This is a genomic window from Burkholderia cepacia (assembly GCF_001039005.1).
GTDB classification, from domain to species: domain Bacteria; phylum Pseudomonadota; class Gammaproteobacteria; order Burkholderiales; family Burkholderiaceae; genus Burkholderia; species Burkholderia theae.
The window spans coordinates 79,813-92,902 of the sequence record NZ_LDWR01000021.1; the positions used below are offsets into that span (position 1 = coordinate 79,813).

The 13,090-nt window shown below is 67.0% G+C and carries 10 protein-coding genes and 2 pseudogenes; 6 read left to right on the forward strand and 6 right to left on the reverse strand.

The window, feature by feature from the left end:
• Nucleotides 1-54 precede the first annotated feature (54 nt).
• Nucleotides 55-1,524: an NADP-dependent succinate-semialdehyde dehydrogenase gene (gabD, locus tag VL15_RS12710; RefSeq protein WP_048245901.1), complete on the forward strand. Its 1,470-nt coding sequence runs from the start codon at nt 55-57 to the stop codon at nt 1,522-1,524.
• Nucleotides 1,525-1,638: 114 nt separating this feature from the next.
• Here gabD and VL15_RS12715 read toward each other — a convergent pair whose 3' ends face one another.
• Nucleotides 1,639-3,183: a PAS domain-containing methyl-accepting chemotaxis protein gene (locus tag VL15_RS12715; RefSeq protein ID WP_048245902.1), complete on the reverse strand. Its 1,545-nt coding sequence runs from the start codon at nt 3,181-3,183 to the stop codon at nt 1,639-1,641.
• A gap of 327 nt (nt 3,184-3,510) precedes the next feature.
• Between VL15_RS12715 and VL15_RS12720 the strand changes: the two are divergent.
• From VL15_RS12720 to VL15_RS12730, 3 genes and pseudogenes are all read left to right on the forward strand, one after another.
• Nucleotides 3,511-3,723, forward strand: a pseudogene (locus VL15_RS12720) (SAM-dependent methyltransferase); the annotation flags it as partial.
• Between the two features lie 41 nt (nt 3,724-3,764).
• Nucleotides 3,765-4,325 carry a GNAT family N-acetyltransferase gene (locus VL15_RS12725; RefSeq protein ID WP_048245904.1) on the forward strand — a complete coding sequence of 187 codons (561 nt, stop codon included), beginning with the start codon at nt 3,765-3,767 and terminating at the stop codon, nt 4,323-4,325.
• Between the two features lie 81 nt (nt 4,326-4,406).
• Entirely contained in the window at nt 4,407-4,934 is a 528-nt protein-coding gene (locus VL15_RS12730; protein WP_048245905.1) for a DUF523 domain-containing protein, read from the forward strand.
• A gap of 93 nt (nt 4,935-5,027) precedes the next feature.
• Here the strand turns inward: VL15_RS12730 and pcaF are convergent, their stop codons facing one another.
• On the reverse strand, nt 5,028-6,230 hold the full coding sequence (gene pcaF, locus VL15_RS12735) for a 3-oxoadipyl-CoA thiolase (RefSeq protein ID WP_048245907.1): 1,203 nt from the start codon (nt 6,228-6,230) through the stop codon (nt 5,028-5,030).
• A gap of 309 nt (nt 6,231-6,539) precedes the next feature.
• On the opposite strand from pcaF, the gene VL15_RS12740 reads away from it, so the two are divergent.
• A complete protein-coding gene (locus tag VL15_RS12740; protein ID WP_048246213.1) occupies nt 6,540-7,325 on the forward strand; it encodes an IclR family transcriptional regulator in 786 nt (261 codons plus the stop codon).
• 229 nt (nt 7,326-7,554) lie between these two features.
• On the opposite strand, the pseudogene VL15_RS41925 reads toward VL15_RS12740, so the two are convergent.
• The 3 genes and pseudogenes from VL15_RS41925 to VL15_RS12750 all read right to left on the reverse strand — a co-directional run.
• Nucleotides 7,555-7,695: pseudogene (locus VL15_RS41925) on the reverse strand (succinylglutamate desuccinylase); the annotation flags it as partial.
• 68 nt (nt 7,696-7,763) lie between these two features.
• On the reverse strand, nt 7,764-9,278 hold the full coding sequence (locus tag VL15_RS12745; RefSeq protein WP_048245908.1) for a M81 family metallopeptidase: 1,515 nt from the start codon (nt 9,276-9,278) through the stop codon (nt 7,764-7,766).
• Between the two features lie 69 nt (nt 9,279-9,347).
• On the reverse strand, nt 9,348-10,667 hold the full coding sequence (locus VL15_RS12750; protein ID WP_048245910.1) for an MFS transporter: 1,320 nt from the start codon (nt 10,665-10,667) through the stop codon (nt 9,348-9,350).
• 151 nt (nt 10,668-10,818) lie between these two features.
• On the opposite strand from VL15_RS12750, the gene VL15_RS12755 reads away from it, so the two are divergent.
• The gene (locus tag VL15_RS12755) at nt 10,819-11,811 is read left to right on the forward strand and encodes a LysR family transcriptional regulator (RefSeq protein ID WP_048246214.1); all 993 of its coding nucleotides are present in this window, start codon (nt 10,819-10,821) and stop codon (nt 11,809-11,811) included.
• Nucleotides 11,812-11,961: 150 nt separating this feature from the next.
• On the opposite strand, the gene VL15_RS12760 is transcribed toward VL15_RS12755, so the two are convergent.
• Nucleotides 11,962-13,077 carry a succinylglutamate desuccinylase/aspartoacylase family protein gene (locus tag VL15_RS12760; protein WP_048245911.1) on the reverse strand — a complete coding sequence of 372 codons (1,116 nt, stop codon included), beginning with the start codon at nt 13,075-13,077 and terminating at the stop codon, nt 11,962-11,964.
• Between the last annotated feature and the right edge of the window lie 13 nt (nt 13,078-13,090).

The window sequence follows — 13,090 nt, forward strand, 5'->3', positions numbered from 1 at the left end:
TCGTCATGACGGCGGCGGCCGTTTCGTCATCCATTTTCAAAGCAGGCTACGCAAATGAGCACTGTTCAGGAAACCCTGGCACTGAAAGATCCGTCGCTGTTCCGCCAGCAGGCCTACGTCAACGGCGAATGGCAAGGTGCATCGAACGGCGAGACGTTCGAGGTCCGCAACCCGGCGACGGGCGGCCTCCTCGGCACCGTGCCGGCGATGGGCACGGCCGAGACGCGTCACGCGATCGACGCCGCGAACGCCGCATGGCCGGCGTGGCGCAAGAAGACCGCGAAGGAACGCGCGGTCATCCTGCGCAAGTGGCACGACCTGATGATGGAAAACGCCGACGACCTCGCGCTGATCCTGACGACCGAGCAGGGCAAGTCGCTGGCCGAGGCGAAGGGCGAGATCGGCTACGCGGCGTCGTTCCTCGAGTGGTTCGCCGAGGAAGGCAAGCGCGTGTACGGCGACACGATCCCGACGCCGGCGAGCGACAAGCGCATCGTCGTGACGAAGGAAGCGATCGGCGTGTGCGCGGCGATCACGCCGTGGAACTTCCCGGCGGCGATGATCACGCGCAAGGTCGGCCCCGCGCTCGCGGCAGGCTGCCCGATCGTCGTGAAGCCGGCCGAGGCAACCCCGTTCTCCGCGCTCGCGATGGCCGTGCTGGCCGAGCGCGCGGGCGTGCCGGCCGGCGTGTTCAGCGTCGTCACGGGCGACCCGAAGGCGATCGGCGGCGAACTGACGTCGAACCCGATCGTGCGCAAGCTGTCGTTCACCGGCTCGACGCCGATCGGCCGCCTGCTGATGGCGCAATGCGCGGCGACGGTCAAGAAGGTGTCGCTGGAGCTCGGCGGCAACGCGCCGTTCATCGTGTTCGACGACGCCGATCTCGATGCGGCCGTGCAGGGCGCGATCGCGTCGAAGTACCGCAACAGCGGCCAGACGTGCGTGTGCACGAACCGCTTCTACGTGCATGAAGCCGTGTACGACCAGTTCGCGCAGAAGCTCGCGGCGGCGGTCGGCCAGCTGAAGGTCGGTCGCGGCACGGAGCCGGGCGTCACGCAAGGCCCGCTGATCAACGAAGCGGCCGTGCTGAAGGTCGAGGCGCACATCGAGGACGCGCTCGCGAAGGGTGCGACCGTCGTGACAGGCGGCAAGCGCCATGCGCTCGGCCACGGCTTCTTCGAGCCGACCGTGCTGACGGGCGTCACGCCGGCGATGAAGGTCGCGAAGGAAGAGACGTTCGGGCCGCTCGCGCCGCTGTTCAAGTTCAGCAGCGACGACGAGGTGATCCGCCTCGCGAACGACACCGAGTTCGGTCTCGCCGCGTACTTCTTCAGCCGCGACATCGGCCGCGTGTGGAAGGTCGCCGAAGCGCTCGAATACGGGATGGTCGGCGTGAACACGGGCCTGATCTCGAACGAAGTCGCGCCGTTCGGCGGCGTCAAGCAGTCGGGCCTCGGCCGCGAAGGCTCGCACTACGGCATCGACGACTATGTCGTGATCAAGTACCTCTGCCTCGCCGTCTGACGGTTCAGGGCCTGCCGCGATCGCGACAGGCCCTGACCGCCCGGCCGGAACCGGGCGGTCCGACGCGGGCCGGCGCCCCTCTCCGCCGCGCCCGCGTCATCTCTTCTCCCGCGCTCAGCGGAACACGTTCACCGCATCCACGAGCCGCGTCGCCTGCTGCTGCAGGCTCTCCGACGCCGCCGTACTCTGCTCGACGAGCGCCGCGTTCTGCTGCGTGATGTTGTCCAGGTGCACGACTGCCTGATCGACCTGCGCGACCCCCGTGCTCTGCTCGGCCGTCGACGAGCTGATCTCCGCGATCAGGTCCGACACGCGCTTCACCTGCGCGACGATGTCCTCCATCGTCCGGCCCGCCTCGTCCACCCGCCGCACACCCGACTCGACCCGGTCGACGCTCGCGCCGATCAACGTCTTGATCTCCTTCGCCGCGTTCGCGCTGCGCTGTGCGAGCGCCCGCACCTCGCCCGCGACCACCGCGAAGCCGCGCCCCTGCTCGCCCGCGCGCGCGGCCTCGACCGCCGCGTTCAGCGCGAGGATGTTGGTCTGGAACGCGATGCCGTCGATCACGCCGATGATGTCCGCGATCTTGCGCGAGCTCGCGGTGATGTCGCTCATCGTCGTGACGACTTCGCTCACCACCTGCCCGCCGCGCCCGGCCGCATCGCTCGCTGACCCCGCGAGCCGGTTCGCCTGCAGCGCGGTTTCCGCGTTGCTGTTGACGGTCGCCGTCATCTCGGCCATCGACGCGGCGGTTTCCTGCACGCTCGACGCGGCCTGCTCGGTGCGTGCGCTCAGGTCGTTGTTGCCCTGCGCGATCTCGTTGCTTGCGCGCTGCACGTTGTGCACCTGCTCGCTGACGTCGTCGACGAGCCAGCGGAACATCAGCCCGAGCTGGTTGATCGTGCGCAGCGTCATGCCGATCTCGTCGACGCGGTTCATCCGCACGCCGCGCCGGCTTTCGCCGGTCGCGACGTTCAGCGCCTGTTCGTGCAGCCGCTTCAGCGGGCGCACGATCTGCGCGTCGAGCCACAGGCCGGCCGCCGCCGCCACGCCGACCGTCGCACCGGCGAACGCCGCGAGCCCGCCACCGGTGAGCCCGCAGGCCCAGCCCGCGCCGACGATGACCGGCGCCAGCACGCACAGCGCCGAATGCACGCGCGCACGCACCGACATCGTCTGCGACAGCGACGCGATGCGCAGCAGCCCCGTGCGGATCACCAGCCCCTTGTGGAACCGGCGCTGGCCCGGCTTGCCTTCGCGAAACGCGCGATACAACGCGTCGGCAGCCGCGGACTCGTCGCTCGGCGCTTTCGTGCGCACCGACATGTAGCCCTGCGGCTCGCCGTTGCGCATCACCGGTATCGCGTTCGCGCGCACCCAGTAGTGATCGCCGTTCTTGCGGCGGTTCTTCACGAGCGCGGTCCACGGTTCGCCGCGCCTGAGCGTCGCCCACATGTCGGCAAACGCCTCGCGCGGCATGTCTGGATGGCGCACCACGTTGTGCGGCTGGCCGACGAGCTCCTCGTTCGAGAAGCCGCTGACCTGCGCAAACGTCGTGTTCGCGTAGGTGATGACGCTGTCTGCATCGGTCGTCGACATCAGCGTGACGTCGTCGGGAAAATCGAATTCTTGTTGGGTAACGGGCTGGTTATTGCGCATGCAAGGCTCCGAAAGGCGGATCTGTCGTCCGCGTCGCGCTGAAATCACGCTCAGTAGCCGAAAAACGGTTGATCGCTTTACGACGGTCTTCCACTTTACTGTCGGCAATTCGTTCTAAAACCTTACCCCTGCCGCGTATAAAATATTCAATTCGGCTATTGCCATGATTTCGATCAAATAATCCGGCGATAATCGCCGCGCACGCTTATCCGGATGTCACGAAACGCTGCATGGCAACCCCGCGCGCGGCGCGCCAATGCGGGCAGCCGTTGCACACGGCGAAACGATTCGGTCTATCCTGCTCCATTCAACCGGCATTTGAATTCGATGAAAAAGGCATTGCACGAACTGAATCGGCTGTCCTGGAATACGGCGACCGTCGCGCATAACAGTCGTAAAGGCGATCAGGCTGCGTTTTTCCGTAATGGCGGCTCGACGCTGTTTCCGGAAGAACGCGAACTGCTCGGCAATCTCGCGGGCCTGCCCGCGCGTGTCGAGCGCGCCGACGTGCTCGTCTGGATGCCCGACGGCATGCCGCGCCTGCCGCTGATGGTTGCGATCGCCGTGCACCGGGAGGCCGCATGACGCGCCGCACCGCCGCCGAGCGCGACGCGCTTTCCGCTCGCACGCTCGCACGCGACGACGTGCCGCTCGTGTGGACCATCGACCGGCGCGAAATCATCAAGCACCTGTACGTGCTGCGCGAGGGCGCGCTGCATCTCGTACCGGAGTTCTACGACGTCGACGGCTGGCCCGACGGCGAAGCCGATCACTACACGCCGATCCTGCTCGACTGCCACGATCGCGGCGGCTGGTTCCTCGGCATGTTCGACGGCGCTCGGCTCGTCGCGGTGACCATCGTCGACAGCCGGCCGCTCGGTGCACAACGCGACATGCTGCAGTTGAAGTTCCTGCATGTGAGCCGCGACTGGCGCGGCTGCGGGCTCGGCGAGCAGCTCTATCGCGCGGCCCATGTGCAGGCACGCGAGATGGGTGCCGCGCGCCTGTACGTGTCGGCGACGCCGTCGCAGCGCACGATCGACTTCTACCTGCGGCTCGGCTTCACGGTCAGCGCATCGCCCGACCCGGCGCTTTACGCGCTCGAGCCGGAAGACATTCATCTGGAAGGGCCGGCGGCCTGACGCATCGGCACACGGGTGAAGCATCGAATGTCCCGCTTTGCCGCACCCGCCATCGAACGTCAGCCGCCACGGAGAACGAAATTGCAGAACGAACCGCAGCCGCAAGGGGCGCCGAAGATCCTCGTCAGCATGTGCGTGATCGGTCATCCGGTCCGTTACAACGGCTCGGCGAAAACCGCCGCGCACGAGGCGCTCGAACGGTGGCAGCGCGAAGGGCGTCTCGTGCCCGTCTGCCCCGAACTGGCGGGCGGCTTCAGCGTGCCGCGCCCGCCCGCCGAAATCGCGGCAGGTGAATCGGGGCAGCGGGTGTTGTCGGGTGCCGCACGTATCATCGACGTGAACGGCACCGACGTGACGGCGCCGTTCGTGTCCGGCGCGCACACCGCGCTGGCACTCGCGCGCACGCACGATTGCCGCTTCGCGATCCTGGCCGACGGCAGTCCGTCGTGCGGCAGCACCTTCATTTACGACGGGAGTTTCGCGAACCGCCGCCATGCGGGCGCCGGTGTCACCGCGGCGTTGCTGCGCCAGCATGGCATCGAAGTGTTCGCGGACACCGAGATCGACGCGCTCGACGCGCGCCTCAAGCAGCTATCGCAAGCCGGTTAACGACAATGCGCGGCACGAGACGATTCTCGTGCCGCGCATCGTGCTGAAAACGGCGAGCGGCGCAGATTCGGCCGCTTCGCCGCGTGACGCGGGTCAGACGCGTTCGATTGCGATCGCGATGCCCTGGCCGACACCGATGCACATCGTGCACAACGCAAAGCGGCCGTTCGTGCGATGCAGCTGATACATCGCGGTCGTCACGAGACGCGCACCCGATGCGCCGAGCGGATGGCCCAGTGCGATCGCGCCGCCGTTCGGGTTCACGCGAGGATCGTCATCGGCCACGCCGAGCATGCGCAGCACCGCGAGACCCTGCGACGCGAACGCCTCGTTCAGCTCGATCACGTCGAACTGGTCGATCGTCATGCCGAGCCGCGCGAGCAGCTTCTGCGTCGCCGGCGCGGGGCCGATGCCCATCACGCGCGGCGCGACGCCGGCCGTTGCGATACCCAGCACGCGTGCGCGCGGCGTCAGGCCGAAGCGCTTCGCGGTTGCCTCGTTCGCGAGCAGCAGCGCGGCGGCGCCGTCGTTGACGCCCGACGCGTTGCCGGCCGTCACCGAACCGTCCGGGCGCACGACGCCCTTCAGCTTCGCGAGCGTTTCGAGCGACGTCTCGCGCGGATGTTCGTCACGCGACACGATCACCGGATCGCCCTTCTTCTGGGCAATCGTGATCGACACGATTTCCTCGGCGAGCGTGCCGTCCTGCTGCGCACGCGCGGCCTTCTGCTGGCTGCGCAGCGCGAACAGGTCCTGGTCGGCACGGCTGATGTTGTAGTCGACCGCGACGTTCTCGGCCGTCTCCGGCATCGAATCGACGCCGTGCAGCTGTTTCATCAGCGGATTGACGAAGCGCCACCCGATCGTCGTATCGTAGATGTCGGCCTGGCGCGCGAACGCGCTCGCGGCCTTGCCCATCACGAACGGCGCGCGCGTCATGCTCTCGACGCCGCCGGCGACCATCAGCGCGGCCTCGCCCGACTTGATCGCGCGTGCGGCCACGCCGACCGCGTCCATCCCGGAACCGCACAGCCGGTTGATCGTCGAACCCGGCACGCCCTGCGGCAGGCCCGCGAGCAGCGCCGACATGCGCGCAACGTTGCGGTTGTCTTCGCCGGCCTGGTTCGCGCAGCCGTAGATCACGTCGTCGATCGCCGTCCAGTCGACGTCGCGGTTACGCTCGACGAGCGCCTTGAGCGGCACCGCGCCGAGGTCGTCGGCGCGCACGCCGGACAGCGCACCGCCGTAACGCCCGATCGGCGTACGGATCGCATCACACAGAAAAGCTTCGGTCATCAGTGTCTCCAGTCGGCCGGAATTGACGCTTGGGCGCTTGCTCCGGTCCCGTGCTTCGCGGTCGCCGGTGCGAGCGCATCAGCGCTGGCTCCGGCCACCTGCAAGGCTGGGAAATGAACGGGGCGCGCCCCTTGCATAACCCGCCGGGATGCGCTTAAATGTTCTATATACGAACATAAGATCGTGTATCGAACGTTCAACGCATCATAGGGAGTGCGGGGACGACCTGTCAAGCGCCCGGTCCGCCGCGCGGTTGGCGTGTCAGGCCCCATGCGCTATCTTCTCGGCTGCACGACATTCCACCCGCTCATGACAACCGAAGACACTCAGAAACCCGGCGACTCCTATGTGCAGTCGTTCGCGCGCGGCCTCGCGGTGATCCGCGCTTTCGACGCGGCGCGCCCGGAGCAGACGCTCACCGAGGTCGCATCGGCCACCGGGCTCACGCGCGCGGGCGCGCGCCGGATCCTGCTCACGCTGCAGACGCTCGGCTACGTCGAGGCCGATGGTCGGCTGTTCCGGCTCACGCCGAAGATCCTCGAGCTCGGTTTTGCGTACCTGACGTCGATGCCGTTCTGGAATCTCGCCGATCCGGTGATGGAGCAACTGTCCTCGCAAATCCACGAGAGCTGCTCGGCCGCCGTGCTCGACCGCACCGAGATCGTCTACGTGCTGCGCGTGCCGACCCACAAGATCATGACGATCAATCTGTCGATCGGCAGCCGGCTGCCCGCGTACTGCACGTCGATGGGCCGCGTGCTGCTGTCCGCGCTCGACGACGCGGCGCTCGACGAAACGCTCGCGCAGAGCAGCATCCGCGCGCACACACCGCGCACGATCACCGATCTCGGCGAATTGAAGGCGACGATCGCGCAGGTGCGCCAGCAGGGCTGGGCCGTGGTCGACCAGGAACTCGAAGTGGGCCTGATGTCGATCTCCGCGCCGATCCGCAACCGGCGCGGGCAGATCATCGCGGCGATGAACATCAGCGGCAACGCGCAGCGGCATACCGCGAAGCAAATGGTGAAGGAGTTTCTCGGGCCGCTGCAGCAGGCCGCGCAGACGGTGTCGGAGCTGGTTGCGCGGCGGGGGTGAGCATCCACCTCGATTGTCGTATCGGCGATACGACAATCCGCTCATAAAAAAAGCGGGCAGCACAAGCTGCCCGCCAACTCCGACTCTGTTCTGACTCAATTGCAACGTTCTTCTCACGGAACACGGAGCACACTCCGCGCCGCACAATTTAGTGACGCGCGAAAGCCCGGTCAATTTGACGAGAACGAAATTGCACGAAGCCTATCGGACAGCGTGCCCGCTGCCCCGCTCACGCCCCGAGCAACATTCCCTTGCGCACCGGCATGGTGCCCGTCACGCGGCCGAGCAGCACGCCAGCCGTCACGAAGCGGATCGCACGGCGCATGTAGAACACGCCGTCGGTCGCGCTCGAAATCGTCGTGATCGCATCGTCGGGCGCCGCGACGGCGTTGTCCCGGACAGCCACCCACTCGCAGGTGTACGACGGCGTGCCGCTCCTCAGCCGTTGCCCGGGAACACCTTTCCCATCGGCTTCATCCGAATGCCCGGGGCCAGCCGAGTCCAGGGCAACTCGGCCGGATCCGCCGTCATCGGGCCAGGCGCCTTGGCGACCAGCACCGCGTGGGCGATGCCCTGGAAGTCGGCGCGGAAGTGCACCGAGCTTTTGTTGACGAGAATTTTCATCGCTTCCGGCTCGACGCCGCCCACGCGATAGAGATTGCGGTCGAGCATCTGCGCCTTGCCGCTGCTCACCACGATCAGCACGCCATCGATCCGCAGGCAGGCCACGGGACCGATATCGGCAAGCATGCCGTTCATCATCGGACCGTCATATCGGCATACGCCATCGGACAGCTTCACGACCTCGAAACGCGCGTGGTGCGGCACGTCGCCGGGCACGCCGGAGACGCCGCCGAGCGCCAGATCGATGAACGCGCCGACGCCGGCGCGATGGGCCGCGGCCGCGGCCGCCGGATCCCAGATCAAGCCGATCGCCGCATCCTTTGCGCCATTGCGCAGCAACGCCCGCAGCATGCCCGTCGTGTTCGAGTCTCCGCCCGCGCCGGGATTGTCCTGGGTATCGGCGATGACGACCGGCTTGTCGGCCCCCTCGGAAAGACGCATGGCCTCGCGCACGGCGTCGTCGGGCGACAGAAACGGCACCTGCCACGCGGCCTCGTCCGCCAGCATCTTGTCGTAGAGCGCCTGCACGGCCGCCTCGACCGACGCGGCGTCATCGCCGTAGCCCCAGATGACCGGGCCGCATTCGGGGAAATCGGCCGCAGGAAAACCGGGCGCGAACGACAACGAGGCCACGGCCCCGGTCTCCCGCGCCGCGAGCTGCGCGTACATGCCGCGCGAGGGTTCGAGCAGCGTGCACATGCCATTGATTGGGATCAGGAATGGCAGCCGGCGCACGGTGCAATGAAGCGGGCGGCGGCCCGCCGCGTGCGGGTCGAGCAGGCGCTCGAGCAGCACGGCCGCGCGCTCGCCGGTCTCGGCCATGTCGACATGCGGATAGGTGCGGAAAGCGACCAGCGCGTCGGCCTCGCGCAGCATCCGCTCGGTGACGTTGGCATGCAGGTCGAGCGACGCGACCACGGGCACAGCCGGGCCGACCGCTGCGCGCACGCGCTCCAGCAACGTGCCTTCGCCGTCGTCGGTATGCTCGGCGACCATCGCGCCGTGCAGGTCGAGGTACACCGCGTCGAACCCACCCCGGCGAACCGCCGCGAGGATTTCGCCGGCGATGCGCTCGAACGCATCCTCGGTCACGTGGGCCGACGGGCTTGCGCCCGCCCAGATGACGGGCAGCACGGTCCAGCCACGCCTTTCCGCCGCGACGATGAATCCGCCGGCAGGAATATTGACGTCGCGTAGCGCCAGCACGTCATCGCCCCGCACCATGGCCGGGAAGCCCTCGCCACGCTCGAAGTTGGCGTAAGCGGCTTTCGATGGCGCAAACGTATTGGTCTCATGCTGAAAGCCGGCGATCAAGATGCGCGTGTTCAAAAACGTGTCTCCGGAAATAGGCGGTCGATGCGCCGCGATGGATGTCGGGATGCTTGCAGGCCCACGATGTCAGGCTGTCGCCAATGCGTCGCGGGGCGCGGGAAGCCGGTTCGCCACCAGTACCGCGGCGCCCGCGACAAGCAGCGCGACCATGACCAGCAGGCCGGCTGCCATGCTGCCGGTCGCCGAGCGGATCGCACCGATGATGGTCGGACTCAGGAAGCCGCCGATCAGGCCGATCGTATTGATCAGGGCGATGCCGCCCGCGGCGGCGTTGCCCTTCAGGTATTGCGACGGAATCGCCCAGAACACCGTGTAGGCGGTCCAGATCATCGCCGTGGCGATCGTCATGCTGATCAGCGAGACGGCGAGATTGCCGTTTGCGGCCGTCGCCGCAGCCAATGCGATCGCGCCGATCAGGGCGGGCACCGCGCTGTGAAGACGGCGCTCGCCGCGGCGGTCCGAACGGCGACCGATGACGACCATCGCGATCGCGGCGCAGACGTACGGGATCATCGAATAAAGGCCGATCTGCATGGTATCGGTCACGCCGTCCGCCTTGAGGATCGACGGCAGCCAGAAACTCACCGCGTAGATGCCGCAGATGATCGTGAAGTAGGCAAACGCCAGCAGGTACACGCGCAGGTCGCGCACCACCTGCCCGAACGAATGATGACCCGCGCCGGGCGTGTGCAGGTCGGCGGCGAGCATCCGCTTCTCGTCGTCGGTCAGCCATGTCGCGTCGGCCGGCCGGTCGGACAGCACCTTGAGTGCAAGCGCGCCGAGCAGCACGCACGGCAGGCCTTCGACGACGAACATCCACTGCCAGCCGGCCAGGCCGTGGGCGCCGGACAGCCCGGTCATCAGCCACGCCGACAGCGGCGACCCGAAGATGCCGCCGATCGGGCCGGCCAGCATGACGACCGCCATCACACTGGCCATGCGGCGCTGACCGTACCAGTAGGTCAGGTAGAAGATCATGCCGGGAGCGAAGCCGGCCTCGAACACGCCGAGCAGGAAGCGCATCGCGTAGAACGTGGTCTCGTTATGGACGAACATCATGCCCGCCGAGGTCAGGCCCCACAGCACCATGATTCGGCTGATGGTCTTGCGTGCACCGATCCTCGGCAGCAGAAGGTTGCTCGGGATCTCGAACAGGACGTAGCCGAGAAAGAAGATGCCCGCGCCGAGTCCGTACACCGCATCGGAAAAACCCAGGTCGCTCTGCATGGAAAGCTTGGCGAACCCGATATTCACGCGATCGAGATAGGCGAACGTATAGCAGAGCAGCAGGAACGGCAGCAGGCGCCAGTTCAGCTTGCGGTACAGCGCCTGATGGGCCGGGCTGTCGGGCGCGACCGGGTCTTGAGGGGATGGAATGGCGGACATGCGCTCTCCTTTAGGGCGTATTGCTTCGAATCCCGCATCGATGTTCGAATCTGTTCGAATCGTCGAGGAGACGAAAAAGCAGCGCAAGAGCAACCTAAGCGAGTTATTGTTGCTCAACAGGCAACACTTCACCGGCAAACGGACCGACACGATGCGCGAACTGAACCAGCGCCGCTTGCGCTATTTCCATGAAGTCCTGACGCATGGCTCCATCCGCGGCGCGGCCGACAGCATCAACACGTCGCCGTCCGTCATCACGCGGCAGATCCGGCTGCTCGAGGAAGAAATCGGGGCCCCGCTGTTCGAGCGCCAGCCTCGCGGCGTACAGCCGACCGAGGCCGCGGCGCACCTGCTCGAGTACTGGCGCGGCTGCCGCTCCCAGCAGGAACTGTTCGAAGACCGCTTGCAGGCACTGCGCGGGCTGCAACACGGCGAGATCCGCATCGCCACCAGCGAAGGCTATATCGACTGCCTGATGGACGAGGTGCTCACCGATTTTTGCGCACGCTATCCAAAGCTCGACGTCACCGTCGATATCCTTCCGGTCAGCAAACTGCTCCAGGAAGTCGCCGAAAGCCGCGCGCATATCGGCCTCGCCTACAATCCCCCGGCGCATCCGGATATCGAGTACATCGCCACCTCGCCGCAGCCGGTGGTGGCGCTCGTCCATCCCGGGCACCCGCTCGCCGTGCGGGGCCGACCGGTCGAGGTACGCGCACTCACCGAGTATCCGCTCGCGCTGATGCCGCCCGCGTTCGGTCTCGGACAAGCCGTGCAGATGCTCGCCTACGCGGAGAACCTCCAGATCCACCCGACGCTCACCACCAACTCGCTTGCCGTGCTGCGCCACTTCGTCAAGCGCAACAACGGCGTCACGCTGCTCGCCGCCTTCGCTGCGTATCGGGAACTGGAGACCGGTGAACTCGTCGCACTGCCCGTTGCGCATCCGTTGCTCGAGGCGGCCAACGCGCGGCTGCTGGTCAAGGCGGGACGGCCACTCGGGGTCGCAGCCGATACGTTGCTGCGCGGCATCCTTCGGGATATGAAGTTGTTCTCGAACACGGGCGGACGCAAGGACAAGGGCAAGACAACGGCGCGCGGCAAGGCCGGCAAGCGCGCCACCGGGATTCACGGCGGGCCATAACCGTCCCCACTGACGATGCAGCCTGCCTCGCTGGCCGCCGACAGGCGGCCGACCCGGTGCAAGCCGACATCGAGCGGCGAGTGATTATTTGAGGAACCCGAAATTTCTCGCTGATTTCGTACGAATCAGGTTCGTCGCGCGCGCCGCTCGTCAAGCCCCGAGCAACATCCCCTTGCGCACCGGCACCGTGCCCGTCACGCGGCCGAGCGGCGCGCCGGCCGTCACGAAGCGGATCGCGCGACGCATGTAGAACACGCCGTCGGTCGCGCTCGAAATCGTCGTGATCGCATCCGTCAGCGGATCGACGATATCGAACAGCGGATCGCCGGCGCGGATCGTCGCGCCGACCGCCGCGCGGTGCACGAGGATCCCGCTCACCGGCGCATAGAACTGCTCGCTGCCCGCGAGCGGCGTGGCCGGCGCGACCAGCGGCGGCAACGGCGTGCGTTCGCCGCGCACTGCGCCGCACCACACGAGATAGTCGACGAGCGCAGCGGCGTCGCGCTCCGCGTATTCATACGTCACGTCGCGCTGGCCGCGGCATTCGACCGTCACGGCGACGGTGCCGGCCGCCATCGGCGTGCTTGCGGGCAGATGCTGCCGCAATTGCGACCACAGCAGGTGATGCGCATCGTCGAACGCATGGCCGCCGGAATCCTCGGCAAGCAGCGACACCTCCGCGCCGAGATAACGCGCCAGCGGTTCGACTTCCGGCCACGCGGTGTCGCTCGTGTACACGTGCATCACCGCTTCGAGCGAGCAATGCAGGTCGATCACGACGTCGGCGTCATGCGACAGCTTCAGCAGCGCGAGCTGCAGCGCATCGAATTCGGTGCGCGGTGCGATGTCGTCGAGCGCCGCGCCGACGCATTCGCGCACGATCGCGCGATTGCGCACGCCATCATCGCCGAGCCGGTCGCACGCTTGCGCGGCGATCTCCGCGAGCGGCAGGAAGCCGCGATTGAAGTTGCGGCCGCTCGCCAGGTCGAAACGGCCGATGAATTGCCCGAGCAGATGATGATTGAGGCCGACCGGGTTCGACACCGGCACGAGCACGATCTCGGCCGCGAGCCGGCCTTCGGCGTCGAGCTGCGCGAGACGCTGCTTCAGCACGAACGCCGCGAGCATCGCGGGCGTCTCGTCCGCGTGCAGCGCGGCCTGCAGGTAGATCTTGCGGCCGGTATCGGCCGGCCCGAAATGAAAGCTCGTCAGCGTGCGTTGCGTGCCGATCGACGGCGACAGGAGCGGCGTGGTGCGAATCTGCATCGATGGTCTCGAA

Coding starts and splice junctions, on each gene's coding strand:
- VL15_RS12750 (WP_048245910.1), bottom strand. CDS start 10,667: ATGTCCGCCATTCCATCCCCTCAAGACCCGGTCGCGCCCGACAGCCCG.
- VL15_RS12740 (WP_048246213.1), top strand. CDS start 6,540: ATGACAACCGAAGACACTCAGAAACCCGGCGACTCCTATGTGCAGTCG.
- gabD (WP_048245901.1), top strand. CDS start 55: ATGAGCACTGTTCAGGAAACCCTGGCACTGAAAGATCCGTCGCTGTTC.
- pcaF (WP_048245907.1), bottom strand. CDS start 6,230: ATGACCGAAGCTTTTCTGTGTGATGCGATCCGTACGCCGATCGGGCGT.
- VL15_RS12755 (WP_048246214.1), top strand. CDS start 10,819: ATGCGCGAACTGAACCAGCGCCGCTTGCGCTATTTCCATGAAGTCCTG.
- VL15_RS12760 (WP_048245911.1), bottom strand. CDS start 13,077: ATGCAGATTCGCACCACGCCGCTCCTGTCGCCGTCGATCGGCACGCAA.
- VL15_RS12725 (WP_048245904.1), top strand. CDS start 3,765: ATGACGCGCCGCACCGCCGCCGAGCGCGACGCGCTTTCCGCTCGCACG.
- VL15_RS12715 (WP_048245902.1), bottom strand. CDS start 3,183: ATGCGCAATAACCAGCCCGTTACCCAACAAGAATTCGATTTTCCCGAC.